The organism is Pseudomonas sp. IT-P74 (assembly GCF_949768175.1).
Lineage (GTDB): Bacteria > Pseudomonadota > Gammaproteobacteria > Pseudomonadales > Pseudomonadaceae > Aquipseudomonas.
Map to the genome: position 1 here is coordinate 42,977 of NZ_CATKQD010000012.1, position 20,627 is coordinate 63,603.

Sequence of the window (20,627 nt, forward strand, 5' to 3'; positions counted from 1 at the left end):
ACTGTTTCCTCGAAGTGTGTGTTGGCGTGGAATGAAGTATTGGCTGTGGCAGGCGATCCGGGGATTGGCCGCACCGACAATAGAAGGGGGAAAACTGACAATGGACGCAGAAAGGGCAATCGCCGAAATCGGCGTGCTGATCTATCCCGGCGCGCAGATGGCGGCGGTGCATGGCTTGACGGATTTGTTCGGGGTGGCCAATCGGATCGCCGCCGAACATCAGTCTGCACAGTTGCCGCTGTTGCGGGTCAGCCATTGGCAGGTTGAAGGCGATCAGGCGCCGGTTCGGATCTTCGATAGTCATTCCGGTCCGGTGCGCGCCTTGGTGGCCGTGTTGATTCCGCCGTCGATTGCCGGTTTTTCCGAAGGCCAGGCACCACAGGGATTGATCCGTTGGTTGCGCGAACAACATGCCAGTGGCGCGACGCTGGGCGGGGTTTGCGTGGGGTCTATCCTGCTGGCCGAAAGCGGTCTGCTCGACGGTCGCAGCGCCACCACCCACTGGACCTCGGCCAAAGCCTTCGCTGAACGTTACCCGGCGATCAGGCTCAAGGCCGATACGCCGATTGTCGATGACGGCGACCTGATTACCACCGCCGGGCTGATGGCCTGGTCAGAACTGGGTCTGCGCCTGGTCAACCGGCTGCTGGGGCCGAGCATCGCCACCAACACCGCACGTTTTCTGGTGGTGGAACACAGCGACAGCGCCAGTGAGTGCGGCAGCAATTTTGCGCCGATCCTCAGCCACGGCGATGCGGCGATCCTCAAGGTGCAACACTGGCTGCAAAGCACCGGGGCGACCGATGTGTCGCTAGCGGCGATGGCCGAAAAGGCAGGCCTGGAAGAACGCACCTTCCTGCGCCGCTTCCGCGCGGCCAGCGGGCTCAAACCCACGGAATACTGCCAGCATCTGCGAGTCGGCAAGGCCCGGGAAATGCTTGAATTCACCAACGGCACCATCGACCACATCGCCTGGACCGTGGGTTATCAGGACCCTGGGGCGTTTCGTGCGACGTTCAAGAAAATCACCGGGTTGGCGCCGAGTGATTATCGGACGCGGTTTGGGGTGAGCCCTGGATCGGTTGCACGCTAGTCGCATCACCTCGATTCCCACAGGGTCGGTTGTGTGGGCTGGAATCGTGCAAAATGCCGGAAAATCAAAGGGCGTCGTGCAGAATAAAACAGGCATCATGCCATCACTTACTGCGCAACAGGCTGATTTGAAAACCCTTTCCCCTCAGGTTAGCTTGGCCTGATCTCTGCACCTCTGAGCTACATTCATCAAGCGTCGATTGAAGGGGGATGCATGACCCCAACAAACCGCAGGAAGCTGGTGGTCGCCCATTCGGTGCTCGCCGACGCGCCAGTACACGAAGTTGAAACCAATCGTGCACTGGCCCGCTGGCTGGCGCAGATACTGGGGCTTAAATACGGCGGCAGCTACGACCCGCAGTTGCATGACGGGCAGGACCTCTACCTGTTGCCGACCCAGACCCTGGTGGGCACTGCGGCAGCCCGGCAACTGGGGGTCAAGGGGCCGGAGGATTTGTGGGGCGGTTATGTCGACCACGACTTCATCTGCACCAAAGCCATCAGTCACGGATTGCTCAACCGCCACGCCCATGCGCCGCCAGGCTGGGCGCCGTTGTTTTCCGAGCGGGTGCGCAGTGTGGTGCTCGACGGTCTCAGCGTGTTCTCCCTGAAGGATGCGCGCCCGGCGGCGGAGCATCTGTTGTACACCGGGCCGATCCGCCTGAAGCCGATTCATGCCTGTGCCGGACGTGGTCAGGAAGTGATCAAAAGCCTCGACGAGTTCGATGAATTGCTTGCCAGGTCAGAGGCTGAGGCTACGTTCGGCGAAGGCGTGGTACTCGAACAGGACCTGGACCAAGTGGTCACCCACAGCGTCGGCCAGAGTTTTATCGGCGACAAGGTACTCAGTTACTGCGGTGATCAATACTTGACCGAGGACGCTCAGGGTGAACAGGTGTATGGCGGATCCAACTTGCTGGTGGTGCCGGGCGGCTATGACGAATTGTTGAAACTGGATCTGCCGGAAGACGTGCGCCTGGCGATCCATCAGGCACAGGTGTTCGACAGGGCGGCGGATGAAGCCTACCCCGGTTTTTATGCCTCGCGGCGCAACTACGATATCGCCCAAGGCATCGCCAGCGACGGCCGGCCGCGTAGTGGCGTGCTCGAACAATCCTGGCGCATAGGCGGTGCCAGCAGCGCCGAAGTGGCGGCATTGCAGCGTTTCACCGACGATCCGGGGGTGTGCGCTATTCGTGTGTCTTCGGTGGAAACCTATACCAATCAGCCGCTGCCGGCGGACGCCATCGAGGTGTACCGCGGGCCGGCGCAGTCCGGTGACTTTCTCCTCAAGTACGTGACGGTTAAACCCTATGACGGCTAGAAGCGAATCCATTCAGATCGACATCGACGACGAACAGATGAGCGGGACCTTCCTGAGTCCCAAATCGAAAGTTCCCGGCGTGCTCTTTGTGCACGGTTGGGGCGGCAGCCAGGAGCGGGATCTGGAGCGCGCCAAAGGTATCGCCGGGTTGGGGTGCGTGTGCCTGACCTTCGACCTGCGCGGGCATACCGGTGGCACCGGCATACCATTGTCCCGGGTGACCCGGGAAGACAATTTGCGCGACTTGCTGGCAGCCTATGACCGCTTGCTCGCACACCCGGCCCTCGATACCTCGGCCATTGCCGTGGTCGGCACCAGCTACGGGGGGTATCTGGCCTCGATTCTGACCTCGCTCAGGCCCGTTCGCTGGCTGGCGCTGCGGGTACCGGCGCTGTATCGCGACGAGCAATGGCACACGCCGAAACGCGATCTGGACAAACTGGATCTGCGTGATTACCGAGGCACCCTGGTGCGTGCCGACAGCAATCGTGCCCTGCATGCTTGCTCGCAATTCACCGGGGACGTGCTTCTGGTGCAGTCCGAGACCGACGAATACGTGCCCCACGCGACGATCATGAGTTACCGCGCGGCCTGCCAGCAGACGCACTCGCTGACTCACCGCATTATCGACGGTGCCGACCATGCGCTGAGCGACCCGGTTTCGCAGCAGGCCTACACCTCGATCCTCGTTGGCTGGATTACCGAGATGGTGGTGGGGGAGCGGTTGAGCATTATTCAATCCGAGTGATTTGCGGTGTGCTTGTGGACGCCTTCGCGGGCAAGCCCACATGGATCGAGGGTGTACATAGAATCTGCATCCACCAACAGACCTTGTGGGAGCGGGCTTGCTCGCGAAGGCGTCTTCACAACCGGCACAAAATCACTTGGGTTTTTTCTCTATCCGCAACGCCTTGGCCTTGGCTTCCACCAGCAGGTACATCACCACGGTAATCAACAGCGGCAGGATGAAATAAATCGCTCGATAGGCCAGCAGTCCCGCCACCAGGCTGCCCCGCGAAGTCTCGTGTTGCAGCAGCGCCACAAACACTGCTTCCAGCACGCCGAGCCCGGCCGGTATGTGAGTGATGACCCCGGCGATGGCACTGATCAACAGCACGCCCAATACCAGCGGATAGTCCAGTTTGCTCGGCAGCAAGGTGAAAATCACCGCCGCCATCAGCGACCAGTTCAGAGCCCCGAGGGCCAGTTGCAGCACCGCCATGCGCAGCGACGGCAAGTCAATTTCCATTCCGCGAATTGCCCACTCCCGACGCTTGGCAAACCGACACGCCGCCAGGTACCCGGCGCTCAGCAGCAATAACAAAACCCCCACGCCTTGCAGCGTACTACTGCTGAGCTTCCAGCCCGGCGGCATGCGCACCAGCCCGCTGCTGAACACGGCACCGGCAATCACCATGTAGCCGAACCAATTGGTCGCCAGGCTCAGGCCGAGGATTTTCGCGATGTTGCTCTTGCTGACCCCGAGCCGCGAATACAACCGGTAACGCATGGCGATGCCGCCGACCCATGCGCTGAGGTTCAGGTTGAAGGCGTAGCTGATGATCCCCACCGGCAGGATCTGCTTCCAGGTCAGGTTCTGGCGGATGTAGGTGCGGCCGATCAGGTCGAAGCAGGCGTACACCAGAAAACTCACCAGTGTCAGCCCCGACGCAATGATCAGTGTGCGCACCTTGAAATCGGCCAGGTTTTCGAACACTTCGCTCCATTCGAGGCGCTGGGCGAGCATTGTGAACAGCACGATCAGCATCAGGAAAAACAGCATCGTCAGCGGTCGTTTCCAGCGGCTCCAATGCGACTTGCCAGGGCTTTTGGCGTGAGTTGTCGTGTTGGGTTCAGCGCGGTTCATGGTCAGCGCTCCCGGTCGGAGGGGGGAAGGGTTTCAGGCGTGGTTTATGCGCCGGCAACCAACCGGCCCATGCCGGGAAATGCCGCAGGAAGTGAAATACCAGAAAACCGATGGTCATGTGCCAGACCCGCCCGCGTGGCGCGATGTCGTGAGACATGGCCTTGCAATGGTTGTCGCTGAGGTCTTCCAGGCGATCGAACAGAACTCGATTGAAGCCACGGTCGCGGATCAGCACGTTGGCTTCCAGATTCAGCGACAGGCTCAACGGGTCGAGGTTGCTCGAGCCTACGGTGCTCCAGTCCTCATCCACCAATGCGACCTTGCCGTGCAGCGGGCGGTCGCAATATTCGTAGATCTTCACACCGGACTTGAGCAAGTAATCGTAGGTCATGCGCGCCGCAAGCCTGGCCACCCGCATGTCTGGCTGGCCCTGCAGGATCAGCCGCACATCCACGCCTCGGCGGGCCGCGTTGCGGATCTCGCGCAGCAAGCGGAAGCCGGGAAAGAAGTAGGCGTTGGCGATTACCACCCGACGCTGCGCCTGGCGCAATACCTGGCGGTAAACTTCCTCGATGTCGGTCTGGTGTTCCCCGTTGTCGCGGTACACCAGCCGCACCTGGCCATCGTGGTCGCTGAAGGCCAGTTCCGAACGCCGCTGCCGACGGCGGTGCCACCAGTATCTGGCGTGCGCCGGGCGCCCGCATTGCAGCAGGGCAAAGTGATGGATATCGGCAACGGCCGGACCTTGTACTTCCACGGAATAATCCTGTTTGGCCTCGGGGCCGAAGTCGGCCAGATGATCGGCGGAAAAGTTGATCCCGCCGACGAACGCGACGGTGCCATCGACCACCACAATCTTGCGATGCAGGCGCCGAAACCAGTTGGTGCGGATGCCCAGGCGTTTCGGTGCCGGGTCGAACATTTGCAGGTGCACGCCGGCGACGGTCAGGGCGGTGAGGAACCCGGTACTCAGTTCACCGCAGCCAAAGCCGTCGAGGCTGACGGTGGTGCGCACGCCGCGTTGAGCGGCTTCGATCAGGATCTGTTGCAGCTCATTGCCGACCTTGTCCTCGAACAGAATGAAGGTTTCCAGCAGGATTTCACTTTGCGCCCGACGCAGGGCTTCAAACACCCGGGGAAAATACGCCTCACCGTTTTCCAGCAACTCGACCCGATTGCTGCCTTGCCAGCCGTATTCGACATCGACCGCAGTCGGCTCGAGGGAAGACGGGGCGGGGATGTGCTCCAGCGTGTTTTTTTCCATCGAGTGGCTGCTCATAGCTCGATCTCCACCGACAGCGGGACGTGGTCGGAAAGGTGCGACCAGGGCCGGGAGGTCAGCACTTGCGGATGGCTGGCCTTGAGGTTGCGTACATAGATGCGGTCCAGGCGCAATGCCGGCCAGCGCGCGGGGAAACTGCGCGCCGGTTTGCCATGGTGCGCGGCGAAGACTTCGCGCAAACCGCTGGGCGTGAGCATTGCATCGGCGCGCAGGCGCCAATCGTTGAAGTCCCCGGCGACAATCACCGGGGCATCGCCGGGCAGGGCGTCCAGGCGCTGGGCGAGCAGCTTCAGTTGCACGGTGCGATGGGTTTCGAGCAACCCCAGGTGTACGCAAATGGCATGCACTTCCTGGCCGTCGCCGGGCAAGCGCAGCACGCAATGCAAGAGACCGCGATTCTCGTGGCCGCTGAAGGACACGTCGAGGTTGTCGTGGCGGATGATCTGGAACTTCGACAACAGCGCATTACCGTGATCGCCCGCCGGATACACCGCATTGCGGCCATAGGCGAACTGCGGCCACAGGCTGTCGGCGAGGAACTCGTATTGCGGCATCGCCGGCCAGTTGGTGTAGCGCCTGGGATGCTGCTCGTGGGTGCCGTGGACTTCCTGCAAAAACACCACATCGGCAGATACGCTGCGCACCGCTTCACGCAGTTCCGGCAGGATGAAACGGCGGTTGAGCGCGGTGAAACCTTTATGGGTGTTGACCGTCAGCACGGTGAAGCTGCGTACTGTCGTGCTGATGGGTGTCTGCTCGTCCGTGACGCCGACCGGCTCGGGAATACTCATGGCAACACGCCCTCGGCGGCAGGCTCACCGGGGATGGTGGCGAGGTTTTTGTCGAGGTGCAGGCGTTGCAACAAATGGCGTGCATCAAAGGGGGCACGGACTTTGATGTCGTTATCGAAATAGCAGAACACCTCCCGGGATTTGCACGCCTTTGGCCTCTGCCGGGGCGCAATCAATTGTGGATCATCCGGTTGTTGGCCGTGATGCCAGGCCTCGATTCGTTCGCCCCAGTGTTTTAGTGCCTGTGGGGTGTAACCGCTGGCATAAAGCGCTTCGGCACCATGCAGGCGCAGGTAGACGAAATCGCTGGTGATGTCTTCGCGGTACGGCCATTTACCTGCCGTGTCGGCGATGACCAGGGCCGTGTTGTAGCGCTTGAGCATGCGGACAAACAGCGGATCGACAAAACTGTCATGACGGATTTCCACGGCATGGCGCAAGGGCTTCTTTTTGTAAGCCTTCAGACTCGCATGGCCGGTGACGTGGGAGTCGTGCTGGCGGGCGAGGGCGGCGGCCTGTTCGGTATTGCGGGGCAGTTGGTCGAGGAAGTTTTCGAACAACTCGACGTCGAATTTGAAGCTGGGCGGAAACTGCCAGAGGATCGGCCCGAGTTTTTCTTTCAACTCCAACACTCCGGACGCAAAAAAATTCGCCAGCGGCTTGTGGATGTCCCGCAGCCGCTTGATATGGGTAATGAAGCGCGGGGCCTTGACGCTGAAGACGAAGTCGAGCGGGGTTTCGCCATACCACTGGGCATAACGTTCGGGCCGTTGCAGCGCGTAGAACGATCCATTGATTTCGATGCTGTTGACCGCCCGCGAGGCGAACTGCAATTCGCGCCTTTGGGTCAGGCCCCTGGGGTAGAAGTCTCCCCGCCAGGGCGTATAGCGCCAGCCTGAAATACCGATATGAATCGCCGCCATGTCGCCTCCGGTCTTACAGCCCCTGTCTTGAGATGACTACGAGGCTGCGGCGAAAGTTTCGATGGCGCTACGGACGGTCCCCCGACCCTCGGTCATTCAGAAAAATACTGGATGGGGCATTTGATATTTGCGCCCAAGGCAAATATCACGAGTACGAGTGCTAGTCTGTGCCGAGGGGGCCATATCCGAACTTGCCCGGCATTTCTCGATCAGTTCCATACAGACACAGCCAAAGGAGCGGGTGCTTTGATCAGGCTCAAGACCGCGATACTGCTGGGAGCGTTGCTGTTTGTGGGCAGCGAGCAACTGGAAGCCGCCGCGATACCGGGGCTGCCCGCCACCGCGACCGCCGCGACGCCTCCGGCACACCCCGAACCGCTGGTGCAAGGCGGGTTACTGGGGGCCATCAGTACAAGCATTGACGAGGTCCAGACCAAACTCGATCTCAACGAAAACCTCGTCGACGTCTGGCGTCTGCGTGCCGGCCTCGCGGTCGATGAAGTGGATCAGTTGGTCAATCAGCCTTCGGCCCGTTCGCCCTGGAGCGTCGCCGGCGATTTCCTGTTGCTGACCTGCGTGTGGACGGTGGTGTTTGCCTGTCTTTGGCTGCTCGGGCGGATGGCCGCCAGGCGCCTGTGCGAGCATCGTCTGCTGCTCAGTCGTGAACGGGGCCAGGCGTTGCTCGGTTATGTGCTGCCCTACACCCTTGCGGCGGTGATCAGTCTGCCGTTGACGATTTATGCCAGCCAGTTTTTGCCGATATCGGCGGGACGGGCGCTGGCGCTGTGTCTGGCTTATGCCGCCAGCGCGGGGATATTTGCCGGGTCATTGGTGCTGTCGCTGGTAGTGGTGTTCAATGCCGGGCACAAGCGGCGGGCGGTGCAGATCATTCGCGACAAGAGTCCCCGCCCCTTGTTCGCTATCGGCTTTCTGGTGGCATTGAGCGATGCCCTGACCAGTCCGCAGATCGCCCATCAACTGGGCAACAATCTCACCGGCAGCATCGCTGTGTTCACCGGGTTGGCAGCGTCGATGTCCTTCGGTTTGCTGGTGATCCGCATGCGCCGCCCGGTCGCCCATGTGATCCGTATTTTGCCGCTGGCCCAGCGCCTCAGGCAGCCGGCGTTGCGTGAAACCCTGCGGATATTTTCCGGGCTCTGGTATTGGCCGATTCTGTTGATGGTACTGGTTTCGATCATCAACCTGATCGGCGCAGGGGTGGACAATCAGAGAGTGCTGCGCAGCGCCTTGTTCACCACGGTGTTGCTGATTGCCACGGTGTTTCTCAGCACCACGCTGCATCATTTGTTCAAGGCCCGCAGCGAAGCGGACCTGCGCCGCAGCGGCGCTTACAAAGAGCGTTTTCTCAACCTGTCCCATGCTTTGTTGCGCATCGGCATGGCCATCGTGTTCATCGATATCCTCGGGCGGATCTGGGGCGTGTCGCTGTTCGAATTCGCGGTGAGCAATGCCGTGGGCCGGGCGATCAGTGATTCTCTGAGCCATATCGGTCTGATCCTGCTGGTGACCTGGATGGTCTGGGTGGTGCTCGACACGGCGATTCAGGAAGCACTGAAGCCACCGACCAACAAGCGCTCGGCGCGCCAGCCGAGTACGCGGGTGAAAACCATCCTGCCGCTGTTGCGCAACGCGATCAAAATCATCCTGGTGGTGATTTGCGCGATCACCACCATGGCCAACCTGGGGATCAACGTCGCGCCGTTCCTGGCCGGTGCCGGGGTCATCGGCCTGGCGATCGGTTTCGGTTCCCAGCAACTGGTGCAGGACGTGATTACCGGGCTGTTCATCATCATCGAAGACACCCTGTCCATCGGTGACTGGGTGGTGCTCGATTCCGGTCACGCAGGCACCGTCGAAGGCCTGACCATCCGCACCTTGCGCCTGCGCGACGGCAAGGGATTCGTGCACTCGGTGCCGTTCGGGCAGATCAAGGCCGTGACCAACCAATCGCGGCAATTCGCCTATGCGTTTTTCTCGGTGCAATTTACCTACGATACCGATGTCGACAAGGCCATCGAACTGATCCGCGAGGCCGGGCATTCCATCAGCAACGATCCCTTCCTGCGCTACAACCTGCAAGGGCCGCTGGATGTGTTTGGCGTCGACAGGATGGACCTCAACGGTGTGGTGCTGACCGCGCAATTTCGCACGGTGTCCGGTGGTCAATACGCGGTGAGCCGGGCCTTCAACCAGCGTTTGAAAAAGCTTGTGGATAACTGCCCGTGGGTGAACTTCGCGCAGACTTATCCACAGCAGGCGCTGGTTCCGAGGCATCCGGTCGAGCCGCTACCCGAGGCGGGGCATGAGCCGGATCACTCGGCGGTGCTGATGCCGGATCGGCCACGGTCTCAATAGTTTTTTTGGCTGCTCTGGCCTCATCGCGAGCAGGCTCGCTCCTACAGGGGGATTTGTGAACGACACAGATCAATTGTAGGAGTGAGCCCTGCTCGCGATGAAGCCCGATAAAACACCCTCAATACCGGATCAGTTTGCTGCGCACTTCAGCACTCATCTGCTGATCCAGCTCCCCCCAGAACTGCTGCTTGCCAGCAATCTCGGCAGCCACCGGCAATCCATCGCGATACACCAGCCGATTGCTCGCCAGTGCCGGGACTTTCGCTCCGGGCAACAGCGTGCCGGCGAGGTTCAGCGGATCGACCCCGCACACCGCGACCAGGCTGCCGTCATGGGGCCGACGCCGCACCTCGCGCAGTAATGGAATCGCCTCGGGCAGGGCGAATTGCTCGCCCGCCAGGCCGCTGACAAAGCGCCCACCGCGTATCTCGCCGCGTGCCTCCAGGCGATGGAACGTACGCAGCAGTTCACGCCAGCTCGGCAGCCAGTCCGCTTCACGTTCCAGCAAGCGCCAGAACACCACGCCGTAGCGGCGCAGCAAGGTCATGGCGATGTGTTCAAGGGTTTCGGCAGGCGTCCGTTGGTTTTGCACCACCGGCTCGGCAGGCACGCGTCGCAACAAAGCCCAGCGCCCGGCGTCGTCCATGCCACCGATGAATGCCCCGCGCCCACGCCGGCTGTTGCGCGGCTGGCGCTTGCTGGCCGGGGTGATCAGTGCGCGCAACCCGGCGAAGCTGTCGGCGTTCACCAACCCCGCGCCCACCAGTTCCTGCAGGGCGATTTCCAGCTCCGAACGCAGCAAATGGGCCTCATGGATCAGCTCATCGAAAAACAGCGCGCCATGCTGGACGAGGGCCGCGTGGACCTTTTGTGTTTTCGGCGAGAGTTCGCTGACTGGCGTCTGTTCGGTCAAGCCGCTCCAGAGGCCGACCCGGTTGCGCGGCAGCAAAACGATCGGCGTGCTGCGCAGGGCGGTGCTGGCGCTTTTGCTGTGCGCAGTCAGGCGCGTCCACACCAGTCTGCCGCTGCGGCACAACTCATCCAGCCAGGTCGCCGAGTAGTCCTTTATCCGCGCCGGCAGGATGTTGCTGTCCCAGGCTGAAGCGGCAGCGGGGTAGCCTTCGAATTGCGCAATGACGGCCGGCAAAACCGCCGCGCCCTGACCCTGGCTTGCGCTCGAGACATGCTGCCAGTCGAACAGGAATCGCATGAAATCCTGCAACGCCACCGGTTCGATTTCCCGGCGCAGGCGCTTGACCGTATAGCGGTGAATCCGCGCCAGCAAATGCCGCTCGCACCATTCTTCCCGGCTGGTGCCCGGGGTGAAGCGGCCGCGTAGCACGTAGCCTTCGCGTTCCAGTTGCGCCAGGGCCTGGTTGATCTGTGCAGCGGGCAAGCCGAGCGGTTCGGCAATACGATCGAGCGCCAGCGGCCCGAAGGCGCTGAGCCGCGCGCGGATCAGTTCGAGGATGGCCTCTTCGGGATCCCAGACCTCGTCGAAGTCCGGCAGCGCTTGCAGCGATGGTATCAATTCGGCCTGTGGATAAATCGCCCGCAGGCAGGTCAAGCGCTCCAGTGCCAGCCACAACGATTGCCCGGCGTTGATCTGCAAACGGCCCGCGCGTCCGCTGTCGGCCAGGGTCGTGAGCCAGTCGAGCCACTGCGGATTGGCGCCGGCTTCGGCATCGGAGATGCACGCCAGGCTCATCAAGGCCTCGTGCATTTCATCGCCACCGGAGGGCGCTGGCCAGGCTTCGTCGCGCACGGCGGCAATCGCCTCGGTATCCAGGGCACCGAGATCGTCGGTGGATTGCGGGTCGCTCCAGCGGCGGTTGAGTACGGCTTGAGTGCGGCGTTCCTCCAGTGGCGCATCGTCGAGAAAGGTGTAGGGGCGGGCGCTGAGAATCTCCGCCGCCAGCGGCGAAGGCGCCGGCAAGTCGCGGCTGATCAGGCGAATGTCACCGTGTTCCATGCGCCGCAACAAGGCCAGCCAGCCTTCAGTGTCCATGGCGTCGTGCAGGCAATCGTCGAGGGTTTGCTCTACCAGTGGATGGTCGGGAATCTCCCGTTCGCCGGCGAGGTTTTCCACGCAGGCGATCTGATCGGGAAACACGCTGGCGATCAGGTCTTCGCTTTTCATCCGCTGGATCTGCGGCGGGACTTTGCGCCCGCCGCTGTAGCGCGGCAGGGCCAGGGCCACACCGGCATTCCAGCGCCAGCGTACACCGAACAGCGGCGCGTCGAGCACGGCCTGGATCAGTATGTGTTCGGCACTGTTGCTGTGCAGGTAACGCCAGACGTCGTCCAGTTCAAAACTGTGGCTGGTGGACAGCGACAGCACGATGGCGTCTTCGCTGGCGGCAGCCTGCAATTCGAAGTTGAAGGTGCGGCAGAAACGCTTGCGCAGGGCCAGGCCCCAGGCGCGGTTGATGCGGCTGCCGAACGGCGTGTGAATGACCAGTTGGGTGCCGCCGGACTCGTCAAAAAAACGCTCCATCAGCAGCGTGTCTTGCGATGGCAGGGCGCCCAGCGTTTGCCGCGCGCGGGCCAGGTAATCCACCAGTTGTTCGGCGCTGGCGAGGTTCAGGCCCAGGGTTTCGGTCAGCCAGTCGAGCGCTGGCTGCAAGTTGCCCGGTGCGGCACCCAGCAGGTCGTCGAGTTGTGCCTGCAAGCGCGCCACTGCCGCGGACAACTCGGCGCTGCGCCCCGGTGCTTCACCGAGCCAGAACGGAATGGTCGGCGGCTGGCCCTGGGCGTCCTCGACCCGGACCTTGCCGGTTTCCACCCTCAGGATCCGATAGGACGTGTTGCCCAGCTGGAAGATATCCCCGGCAATGCTTTCCACCGCGAAGTCTTCGTTGATGGTGCCGATGTTCAGTCCTTGAGGCTCCAGCAGCACGCTGTAGTCGGCGTTGTCCGGAATGGTCCCGCCACTGGTCACCGCCGTCAGTTTCGCGCCCCGGCGACCGCGCAGGGTGCGGCTCACGGCGTCGCGGTGCAGGTAGGCGCTGCGGATGCCCTGACGGCCGTTGTAACCCTCGGCGAGCATGTGCAGCAGCGCCAGGTAGTGTTTGTCGTCGAGTGCGGCGTAGGGCGAGGCGCGGCGCAGCATCTCCAGCAGCGCTTGCTCCGGCCATTCCTGACAACTGACCTCGGCGATGATCTGCTGCGCCAGCACGTCCAGCGGCGCTTGCGGGATCAGCAAGGTATCGAGTTCGCCCCGGCGCACGCAGTCGAGCAGCGCGGCGCATTCAATCAGGTCGTCGCGGGTGGTGGCGAACAAACGCCCCTTGGGCGTGCCGCCGACCTGGTGCCCGGAACGGCCGACCCGTTGCAGAAACCCGGCAATCGAGCGAGGCGAGGCGATCTGGCACACCAGGTCGACGTCGCCGATGTCGATCCCCAGCTCCAGCGACGCCGTGGCGATCAGCACTTGCAGGTCGCCGCGCTTGAGTCGCTGCTCGGCATCCAGGCGAAATTCCTTGGCCAGGCTGCCATGGTGGGCCGCCACGGCATCCTTGCCCAGACGCTCGCTCAGGTGCCGGCTCAGGCGTTCGGCCAGGCGCCGGGTGTTGACGAAAATCAGTGTGGTCCGGTGTTCCCGGGCCAAGGCAGCGAGGCGGTCGTACACCCGTTCCCAGACATCGTTGGCCATCACGGCCGATAGCGGCACGGGCGGCACTTCGATGTCCAGGTCGCGGGGGCGGGCGTGGCCGATGTCGACGATCTCGCACGGACGGTCGCGACCGACCAGGAAGCGCGAGACGGCTTCGATGGGCTTTTGCGTGGCCGACAGACCGATGCGCAGCAGCGGCTCCGGGCAGAGGGCTTGCAGGCGTTCAAGGCTCAGTGCCAGGTGGCTGCCGCGTTTGCTGGCGGCCATGGCGTGGATCTCGTCGACGATCACCGTTTGTACGGTGCCGAGCATCTGCCTGCCGGAATCGGAGCCGAGCAGCACATACAGGGATTCCGGCGTGGTCACCAGAATGTGCGGCGCCGTTTTGCGCATTGCTGATCGGTCTTTTTGCGGTGTATCGCCGGTGCGCACGGCGGTGCTGATCTGCAGTTCGGGCAGGCCCATCATGCGCAATTGCTCGGTAATGCCGGCCAGCGGGTTTTGCAGGTTGATCCGGATGTCGTTGGACAGCGCCTTGAGCGGCGAGACGTAGACCACCAGGGTGGCGTCGGGCAAGCCTTCCGGGCTTTCCAGGCCGCGATGCACCAGGTCGTCGATGACAGCGAGAAAGGCGGTGAGGGTCTTGCCGGAACCGGTGGGCGCGGCGACCAGGGTCGAGCGGCGCTGGCGGATCAACGGCCACGCCCGGGCCTGGGCGGCGGTGACCGCCGGGAACGTGTGGCTGAACCAGGCGCTGACGGCAGGGTGGAAGCCGCTCAGGGCACTGTCTGCGGGGATGGGCAGGTTCATGCAGCAATTTATGCGGGTGGGAACGGGAAGTTGCAAGTACCGCTCAAGACCTTCGCTGGTCTTCAGGGCCTCTTCGCGAGCAGGCTCGCTCCCACAGAGGGGTGGTGAACACAAATCCTTTGTGGGAGCGAGCCTGCTCGCGAAGAGGCCAGAGACAGCACCACAAATCCAGGGCATCTACACTTTACGGGTGACGGTTGCGCACTAAACCCGCAAAATGCAACGATTCCGGCAATTACCAACGACATCGCCTGGGGGCGATGTCGATAAAGCCATTGTTTCAATCAGACTGGGCCTGCTGACTCTATGCGAATGCGCCTTATGTTACTGGGCGGCGGAAATGCCCTTGGGCAGGCGCTGATTCGCCTCGGTGCGGAGGAAGACATCGGCTTCCTCGCCCCCCGCCCGCCCGAAGACGGCTGGGATGCCGCGAGCCTGACACAACTGCTCGACGACACCCGTCCCGATGCATTGATCAACCTTGCCTATTACTTCGACTGGTTTCAGGCCGAGGCGGTGAGCGAACAGCGTCTGGCCAGCCAGGAGCGTGCGATCGAGCGTCTGGCGGAACTGTGCCAGCACCACAACATCGTGCTGCTGCAACCTTCCAGCTATCGCGTGTTCGACGGCTCCCGTGCCACCGCCTACAGCGAAAAAGACGAACCGGTGCCTTTGGGCCTGCGCGGTCAGGCGTTGTGGCGAATCGAACAAAGCGTTCGCGCCACCTGCCCGCAACACGTGCTGTTGCGTTTCGGCTGGCTGCTGGACGACAGCCCGGATGGCACCCTTGGCCGCTTCCTCGCCCGTGCCGAACAACCTGAAGAATTGCTGATGGCCGACGACCGGCGCGGCAATCCGACGCCGGTCGACGATGCCGCCCGTGTGATCATTTCTGTGCTCAAACAACTCGATTGCGCCGCGCCGCTGTGGGGCACCTACCACTACGCCGGGCATGAGGCGACCACGCCGCTGGCGCTGGGGCAGGCGATTCTGACCGAAGCCCGCAGCCTGCATCCGCTGGCCATCGAAGCCCCGACCGCCCAGGCTCACGCCGCGCGTCCGGATGCCGCCGAAGAACCGCAACACGCGGTCTTGGCCTGCAAGAAAATTCTGCACACCTTCGGGATCAAACCGCGCGCCTGGCGTGCGGCGCTTCCCGGTCTACTGGACAGGTTCTATCGCCATGGCTGACGGCCCCGTTTTGATCACCGGTGGTGCCGGTTTCATTGGTTCGCACCTGACCGACGCGCTGCTTGCCAAGGGCCATGCGGTGCGGATTCTCGATGATCTGTCCACCGGCAAGCGCAGCAATCTGCCGCTGGACAATCCCAGGGTCGAACTGATCGTCGGCGACGTGGCCGATGCGGCTTTGGTTGCCCGGGCGATGTCCGGATGCAGCGCCGTGGCGCATCTGGCCGCCGTGGCTTCGGTGCAGGCCTCGGTGGACGATCCGGTGCGCACACACCAGAGCAACTTCATCGGCACGCTGAACGTCTGCGAAGCCATGCGCCAGGCCGGGGTCAAACGCGTGCTGTTTGCCTCCAGTGCGGCGGTGTATGGCAACAATGGCGAAGGTGAGTCGATCGACGAGGACACGCCCAAGGCGCCCCTGACGCCTTACGCGGTGGACAAGCTGGCCAGCGAGCATTACTTCGACTTTTATCGCCGCCAGCATGGTCTGGAACCGGTGATTTTCCGCTTCTTCAACATCTTCGGCCCGCGCCAGGATCCGTCCTCGCCGTACTCCGGGGTGATCAGCATTTTCAGCGAGCGCGCACTCAAGGGCTTGCCGATCACGGTGTTTGGCGATGGCGAGCAGACCCGGGATTTTGTCTACGTCGAAGACCTGGTCGACTTGCTGGTGCAGGCCATCGAAATGCCCCAGGTCGAAGTCGGTGCGGTCAACGTTGGCTGGAACCAGGCGACGACCCTTAAGCAAATGCTCGAAGCGCTCGAAGCCGTGGTCGGCAAGTTGCCACCGGTGAGCTACGGCCCGGCGCGCTCCGGTGACATTCGTCATTCCCGGGCGAATAACCGGCGCCTGTTGGAGCGCTTCAGTACCACGGAGCAGACATCGATGCGCGTGGGGCTGGCGCGGTTGCTGGGGCGATAGATCGCTTCCATGCGGACATGAAAAAGGCGCCTTTTTACAGGCGCCTTTTTCACGGCCGGAATTTACCTGATGCAGGTAGATTCCCTGTGGCGAGGGGGCTTCCCCCGTTCGACTACAAAGCAGTCGCCGTCAGTATTTAGTCTGTTCGCCACCAAGCCTCATTCACCACCACGTGAACGTTCTTTAGAACTTGTAACCCAGGCCCACCATGTAGATGAACGGGTCTACATCGACGTCCACACGTGCCCGGGTACCTGGGGCAATCGAGTTGTTCTCGACGGTGGCGCGGGTATCGATGTCGATGTAGCGCACCTGGGCGTTGATCATGATGTTGTCGGTCAACATGTAGTCAGCACCGACCTGCCACGCCAGGCCCCAGGAGTTTTCCGCCTTGAAGTTGCTGAAACCGGCGGACTGCGCCTGGCTGCCAACGTGTTCGTCGTAGATATAGGTGTAGTTGATGCCACCGCCGACGTACGGCTGGAAGGCCGACTTCGGATCCAGCGGGTAGTACACCAGGCTCAAGGTCGGCGGCAGGTGCTTGAGGGTGCCGAGTTTGCCGTTGGCCGCGCTCAGGGCCGTGCCCTTGAGTTTCACGTCATGCTCGAACGGTGTGGCTGCCAGCAACTCGATACCCAGGTGGTTGGTGAGCATGTAGGCGAAGTTCAAGCCCAGTTGCGTGTCGCTGCTCAGTGTCGCCTTGCCACCCAGGTCGGCACCTGCGAGCGGGCCTTGATCGACCTTGACGCTGGAGCTGTCGGCTTGCGGGTTGACGGTGATTGCACCGGCGCGAAGGAGAATGTCGCCGGCCTCAAAGGCATGGGCGAGCGGGGCTGCGAGCGCGAGGGCAACCAGCGAAGCGCTGAGCATGGACTTGTTCATGGGGGCTCCAAAGGACGTTAAAAGTGTTCGATGTCCAATGGTAAGCCGGCTAACTATCCGGTCTTTTGATGCAGCTCAATGAAAGTGGGAAGGGAGTGATTTTTTTGGTGTTTTTGATGGCCTCATCGCGAGCAAGCTCGCTCCTACAAGGGGACGCGATCATCTGTAGGAGCGAGCCTGCTCGCGATACTGACTATCAAGCAACGCATGACCACCGGACTCACTCCGGCAATTCATACAGGTAAATCTTGTCCGCCTCCATCTGATACCCGGCATCCGCCAACTCGCTGGTGGACGCCTTGACCTGCAACGCGCCTTCGATCCAGTAAGGCTGATACAACTCGTCGAGTTTCACGCCGACTTCGCTCTTGACGTGCACGATCTGGTTCGACGGCGGTGGCGGCACATGGATGCAGGCGCCGAAATACGGCACCAGCAGAAACTCCGTGGTGCGGCCTTCCTCGCTCACTTCCAGCGGCACGATGTAGCCTGGCAGGCGAATGTTCTGGCCATCGAGGGCCTTGACCACCGGTGCGTTGGGCAGGTCCTGCCTGGCTGCTGGTGCCGACTCTGCCGAGAGCGTGCTGCTCATCTGCGACAGATCGTGCAGCGGCGTCATGTTCGGCACTTCTTTCGGGGCGTCGGGCGGGATCATCTCCGACCAGGTCAGGTCTTTTGGCTGTGCCGCCCACAGGGGCAGGGCGACCAGCATCAATAGCGCAAATACAGCGCGGGGCATTTTCAATGTCCTCATAAACGGATCGACAGGCCATCGGCCAGGGATTGGCGATAGGCGCGCCAGGCCGGCACACTGCCCATCAGCAGCGCGGCGATCAGGATGCCACCGAGCAGCGTCCATTCATACTCGGTCGGCCAGGACAGCGGCAGGAACAGGCCGTAGTTGGCTTGCACATAGGCCTGGGCCGCGGCGATGCACACATACAGCAACGCCACGCCGGCGATCACGCCCGACAGCGCCAGGGCAAAGGCTTCGAGTACCAACAGCGTCGCGATGTGCCAGGGGCGCGCGCCCACCGAGCGCAGGATCGCCATTTCCCGGCGGCGCTCGTTGAGGCTGGTAAGAATCGCCGTGAGCATGCCGATCAACCCGGTCAGCACCACAAACAGCGAGACCACGAACAGCGCTTTTTCCGCGGTGCCCATCAGACTCCACAGCTCTTGCAACGCCACGCCCGGCAGGATCGCCAACATCGGCTCGCCACGGAATTCGTTGATTTCCCGTTGCAGGGCAAAGGTCGAAATCTTGTTGTTGAGGCCGAGCATGAACGCGGTGATCGCTTGCGGCGTGAGGTCCATGTTGCGCGCCTGGTCGGCGGTGATGCGCCCCTCACCCCGGGCCGGCACGCCGTTGTGCCAGTCGATGTGAATCGCTTCCATGCCACCGAGGCTGATGTGCAGCGTGCGGTCCACCGGCGTGCCGGTGCGCTTGAGAATGCCGACCACGGTGAACGGTTTGTCGTCATGCTTGACCAGGCTGATCGCCGCCACGCCGTGGGCCAGCACCAGTTTGTCGCCGAGTTTGTAGTGCAGTGCATCGGCCACTTCGGCACCGAGCACCACTTCGAACGGGTCGGTTTCGAAGGCGCGGCCATCGCTCAATTGCAGGTGTTGCTGGCGGCCGTACTGGTAGTGCTCGAAGTAGGCTTCGGTGGTGCCCATCACCCGGTAACCGCGATGGGAGTCACCAAGGGACATCGGGATCGCCCACTTCACTTTCGGGTTGCTGGCGAAGTGTTCGAAGCTGTCCCAGCGGATGTTGTTGGTGGCGTTGCCGATGCGGAACACCGAGTACAGCAACAGATTCACCGAGCCTGAGCGGGCACCGACGATCAGGTCGGTGCCGCTGATGGTGCTGGCGAAACTGGCCTTGGCTTCGGTGCGCACGCGCTCCACTGCCAGCAACAGGCACACCGACAGGGCAATGGCGAATGCGGTGAGGATCGCGGTGAAGCGGCGGTTAGCCAGGCTGGCGATGGCTAGACGAAACAGATACATCTCAGACCTCGGACGGGGTAGCGGCGCGATTGAGTTCGGCCAGCGACAGGTTGTGGTCGAACAGCGGCGCCAGGCTCTGGTCGTGGCTGACGAACAACAGGCTCGACCCGGCTTCGCGGCACTCGGCGAACAGCAGGCGAATGAAGTTCTCGCGGGCGTCGTAATCGAGGGCCGAGGTCGGCTCGTCGGCAATCACCAGTTCCGGTTGACCGATCAGCGCGCGGGCGGCGGCGACCCGTTGCTGCTGGCCGATGGACAGCGAGTCGGCGCGGCGACCGAGGATGTTTTCATCCTTCAAACCCAGGTGGGCGAGCAGCGTGGCGGCGGCTTTGTCGACGCTGCCGTGGCGTTGTTTCGCCCGTTCGGCGCGCAGTTTCGAGAAGTGGCAGGGCAGTTCGACGTTTTCACGCACCGACAGAAACGGCAGCAGGTTGAACTGCTGAAAGATGTAGCCGGTGTGATCGACGCGGAAGTGGTCGCGGGCACCGGCCGAGAGTTGCGTCAGTTCCTGGCCGAGCAGGCGGATGCTGCCGCGATCAGGCTTTTGCACGCCGCCGAGCAGGCCGAGCAGTGTGGTTTTGCCGCTGCCGCTGGGGCCTTTGAGGAACAGGGTTTCCCCGCGCTCCAGGCGAAACGCCGGGATGTCCAGCAGCGGCGGGTGACCGGGCCAACTGAAGCCCAGGTCGGACAGTTCGATGAGTGCTTGGGTCATGTGAAACCGGTCTGGTTGGTGGTGAACCCTGTGGGAGCGAGCCTGCTCGCGATGGTGTATCAGTCGATACCAATGTATCTGACACTCCTTCGCGAGCAGGCTCGCTCCTACAGGGGATCATCGGTGGATTCAGAATTTCAGGGCGGCAGCCTTGGCCGTCACATCAACCCCTTGCTGCCCGCTCGGGCCGATCAGTTGTACCTGAATTTTCTGGGTGGCCGGGAAGCGGGTGAAAATATTCGCCAGGTCCAGCGACTTCAGTGCCGCCGGCGTGGCGCAGGTGAACTGATAGCGGGCGTGGATTTCGCTGTGATCATCGTGATGTTCGTGGCCGTCTTCGTCTTTGGCGTCTTCATCGTGATCATCGTCGGCATCGGGCTTGTCGCCGAACAGCGGGCTTTCCAGTTCCTGGTTCTCCACCACGCAACCGGCGGCTTTCGGCAGGTTGAACAAGGCCAGTGGTTGCTCGAGCAGAGCGCGGGCGGCGGCGACTTTGGCTTTGTCTGCGTCGCTGGTGGCGACGTGCTCGAAACCCACCAGATTCATGGCCGGGCTTTCCAGCTCCAGCTCCAGGGTCTTGCCGTCCAGCGCCGCATTGAGGCGTCCCACGCCATGTTCATGGGCATCCAGGCTGCCATGCTCATGATCGTGTTCGTCGGCGGCATGGGCGACAGCCAATGGCAACATGGCAAACGGCAGGGCGAGAAGCAGACGACGCATGGCGAGTCTCCGAAAAGTAAAATGAAGAAAATGTTATGTAATCTTATAACGTAAGTGTGGAGAGTTTGACTGCCTGCTTGGCGTTGCACAAGTCCCATGGGAG

The 20,627-nt window shown here is 62.2% G+C and carries 16 protein-coding genes; 6 read left to right on the plus strand and 10 right to left on the minus strand.

All coding sequences use genetic code 11. The annotated features are described in order from the left end of the window. Nucleotides 1-100 precede the first annotated feature (100 nt). From ACM6J5_RS11705 to ACM6J5_RS11715, 3 genes are all read left to right on the plus strand, one after another. Complete coding sequence (locus tag ACM6J5_RS11705) at nt 101-1,093, plus strand: GlxA family transcriptional regulator (protein ID WP_414928552.1); 993 nt, start codon at nt 101-103, stop codon at nt 1,091-1,093. 213 nt (nt 1,094-1,306) lie between these two features. Continuing rightward, nucleotides 1,307-2,416 carry a DUF3182 family protein gene (locus tag ACM6J5_RS11710; RefSeq protein ID WP_095946323.1) on the plus strand — a complete coding sequence of 370 codons (1,110 nt, stop codon included), beginning with the start codon at nt 1,307-1,309 and terminating at the stop codon, nt 2,414-2,416. After that, nucleotides 2,406-3,164, plus strand: coding sequence for an alpha/beta hydrolase family protein (locus tag ACM6J5_RS11715; RefSeq protein ID WP_095946324.1), 759 nt, complete (start codon nt 2,406-2,408; stop codon nt 3,162-3,164). Before ACM6J5_RS11710 ends, ACM6J5_RS11715 begins: the two co-directional genes overlap by 11 nt. A gap of 132 nt (nt 3,165-3,296) precedes the next feature. Here the strand turns inward: ACM6J5_RS11715 and ACM6J5_RS11720 are convergent, their stop codons facing one another. The 4 genes from ACM6J5_RS11720 to ACM6J5_RS11735 are packed head-to-tail and all read right to left on the minus strand — an operon-like array spanning nt 3,297 to nt 7,279. Further along, nucleotides 3,297-4,283 carry a lysylphosphatidylglycerol synthase domain-containing protein gene (locus ACM6J5_RS11720; protein WP_095941925.1) on the minus strand — a complete coding sequence of 329 codons (987 nt, stop codon included), beginning with the start codon at nt 4,281-4,283 and terminating at the stop codon, nt 3,297-3,299. Next, nucleotides 4,270-5,562, minus strand: a complete 1,293-nt coding sequence (gene clsB / locus ACM6J5_RS11725) for a cardiolipin synthase ClsB (protein ID WP_095941926.1) — start codon at nt 5,560-5,562, stop codon at nt 4,270-4,272. The genes ACM6J5_RS11720 and clsB overlap by 14 nt, the downstream gene beginning before the upstream one ends. Then, entirely contained in the window at nt 5,559-6,356 is a 798-nt protein-coding gene (locus ACM6J5_RS11730; protein WP_414928553.1) for an endonuclease/exonuclease/phosphatase family protein, read from the minus strand. Before ACM6J5_RS11730 ends, clsB begins: the two co-directional genes overlap by 4 nt. Continuing rightward, entirely contained in the window at nt 6,353-7,279 is a 927-nt protein-coding gene (locus tag ACM6J5_RS11735; protein WP_095941928.1) for a DUF72 domain-containing protein, read from the minus strand. The genes ACM6J5_RS11730 and ACM6J5_RS11735 overlap by 4 nt, the downstream gene beginning before the upstream one ends. Before the next feature lie 246 nt (nt 7,280-7,525). Between ACM6J5_RS11735 and ACM6J5_RS11740 the strand changes: the two genes are divergently transcribed. Further along, nucleotides 7,526-9,655 carry a mechanosensitive ion channel family protein gene (locus ACM6J5_RS11740; RefSeq protein WP_095941929.1) on the plus strand — a complete coding sequence of 710 codons (2,130 nt, stop codon included), beginning with the start codon at nt 7,526-7,528 and terminating at the stop codon, nt 9,653-9,655. Between the two features lie 118 nt (nt 9,656-9,773). On the opposite strand, the gene ACM6J5_RS11745 is transcribed toward ACM6J5_RS11740, so the two are convergent. Next, the gene (locus ACM6J5_RS11745) at nt 9,774-14,081 is read right to left on the minus strand and encodes a DEAD/DEAH box helicase (RefSeq protein ID WP_414928554.1); all 4,308 of its coding nucleotides are present in this window, start codon (nt 14,079-14,081) and stop codon (nt 9,774-9,776) included. Nucleotides 14,082-14,387: 306 nt separating this feature from the next. Between ACM6J5_RS11745 and ACM6J5_RS11750 the strand changes: the two genes are divergently transcribed. Together ACM6J5_RS11750 and ACM6J5_RS11755 are read left to right on the plus strand one after the other, a co-directional pair. Then, on the plus strand, nt 14,388-15,272 hold the full coding sequence (locus ACM6J5_RS11750) for a sugar nucleotide-binding protein (protein ID WP_095941931.1): 885 nt from the start codon (nt 14,388-14,390) through the stop codon (nt 15,270-15,272). Beyond that, a complete protein-coding gene (locus ACM6J5_RS11755) occupies nt 15,265-16,194 on the plus strand; it encodes an NAD-dependent epimerase/dehydratase family protein (RefSeq protein WP_150673788.1) in 930 nt (309 codons plus the stop codon). Before ACM6J5_RS11750 ends, ACM6J5_RS11755 begins: the two co-directional genes overlap by 8 nt. A 183-nt stretch (nt 16,195-16,377) precedes the next feature. Here the strand turns inward: ACM6J5_RS11755 and ACM6J5_RS11760 are convergent, their stop codons facing one another. The 5 genes from ACM6J5_RS11760 to ACM6J5_RS11780 all read right to left on the minus strand — a co-directional run bounded on the left by ACM6J5_RS11760 (nt 16,378) and on the right by ACM6J5_RS11780 (nt 20,524). Further along, nucleotides 16,378-17,076: an OmpW/AlkL family protein gene (locus ACM6J5_RS11760; protein ID WP_095941933.1), complete on the minus strand. Its 699-nt coding sequence runs from the start codon at nt 17,074-17,076 to the stop codon at nt 16,378-16,380. 220 nt (nt 17,077-17,296) lie between these two features. Beyond that, nucleotides 17,297-17,815, minus strand: coding sequence for a DUF3299 domain-containing protein (locus ACM6J5_RS11765; RefSeq protein ID WP_095941934.1), 519 nt, complete (start codon nt 17,813-17,815; stop codon nt 17,297-17,299). A gap of 11 nt (nt 17,816-17,826) precedes the next feature. After that, the gene (locus ACM6J5_RS11770; protein ID WP_095941935.1) at nt 17,827-19,092 is read right to left on the minus strand and encodes an ABC transporter permease; all 1,266 of its coding nucleotides are present in this window, start codon (nt 19,090-19,092) and stop codon (nt 17,827-17,829) included. A gap of 1 nt (nt 19,093) precedes the next feature. After that, nucleotides 19,094-19,804, minus strand: a complete 711-nt coding sequence (locus ACM6J5_RS11775; protein WP_057713120.1) for an ABC transporter ATP-binding protein — start codon at nt 19,802-19,804, stop codon at nt 19,094-19,096. 129 nt (nt 19,805-19,933) lie between these two features. Next, the gene (locus tag ACM6J5_RS11780; RefSeq protein WP_414928555.1) at nt 19,934-20,524 is read right to left on the minus strand and encodes a DUF2796 domain-containing protein; all 591 of its coding nucleotides are present in this window, start codon (nt 20,522-20,524) and stop codon (nt 19,934-19,936) included. Nucleotides 20,525-20,627: the final 103 nt, after the last annotated feature.

Bases quoted from the DNA above. Each gene is read 5' to 3' on its own strand.
- ACM6J5_RS11705 (WP_414928552.1), top strand. From the start codon at position 101: ATGGACGCAGAAAGGGCAATCGCCGAAATCGGCGTGCTGATCTATCCC.
- ACM6J5_RS11710 (WP_095946323.1), top strand. From the start codon at position 1,307: ATGACCCCAACAAACCGCAGGAAGCTGGTGGTCGCCCATTCGGTGCTC.
- ACM6J5_RS11715 (WP_095946324.1), top strand. From the start codon at position 2,406: ATGACGGCTAGAAGCGAATCCATTCAGATCGACATCGACGACGAACAG.
- ACM6J5_RS11720 (WP_095941925.1), bottom strand. From the start codon at position 4,283: ATGAACCGCGCTGAACCCAACACGACAACTCACGCCAAAAGCCCTGGC.
- clsB (WP_095941926.1), bottom strand. From the start codon at position 5,562: ATGAGCAGCCACTCGATGGAAAAAAACACGCTGGAGCACATCCCCGCC.
- ACM6J5_RS11730 (WP_414928553.1), bottom strand. From the start codon at position 6,356: ATGAGTATTCCCGAGCCGGTCGGCGTCACGGACGAGCAGACACCCATC.
- ACM6J5_RS11735 (WP_095941928.1), bottom strand. From the start codon at position 7,279: ATGGCGGCGATTCATATCGGTATTTCAGGCTGGCGCTATACGCCCTGG.
- ACM6J5_RS11745 (WP_414928554.1), bottom strand. From the start codon at position 14,081: ATGAACCTGCCCATCCCCGCAGACAGTGCCCTGAGCGGCTTCCACCCT.
- ACM6J5_RS11750 (WP_095941931.1), top strand. From the start codon at position 14,388: ATGCGAATGCGCCTTATGTTACTGGGCGGCGGAAATGCCCTTGGGCAG.
- ACM6J5_RS11755 (WP_150673788.1), top strand. From the start codon at position 15,265: ATGGCTGACGGCCCCGTTTTGATCACCGGTGGTGCCGGTTTCATTGGT.
- ACM6J5_RS11760 (WP_095941933.1), bottom strand. From the start codon at position 17,076: ATGAACAAGTCCATGCTCAGCGCTTCGCTGGTTGCCCTCGCGCTCGCA.
- ACM6J5_RS11765 (WP_095941934.1), bottom strand. From the start codon at position 17,815: ATGCCCCGCGCTGTATTTGCGCTATTGATGCTGGTCGCCCTGCCCCTG.
- ACM6J5_RS11770 (WP_095941935.1), bottom strand. From the start codon at position 19,092: ATGTATCTGTTTCGTCTAGCCATCGCCAGCCTGGCTAACCGCCGCTTC.
- ACM6J5_RS11775 (WP_057713120.1), bottom strand. From the start codon at position 19,804: ATGACCCAAGCACTCATCGAACTGTCCGACCTGGGCTTCAGTTGGCCC.
- ACM6J5_RS11780 (WP_414928555.1), bottom strand. From the start codon at position 20,524: ATGCGTCGTCTGCTTCTCGCCCTGCCGTTTGCCATGTTGCCATTGGCT.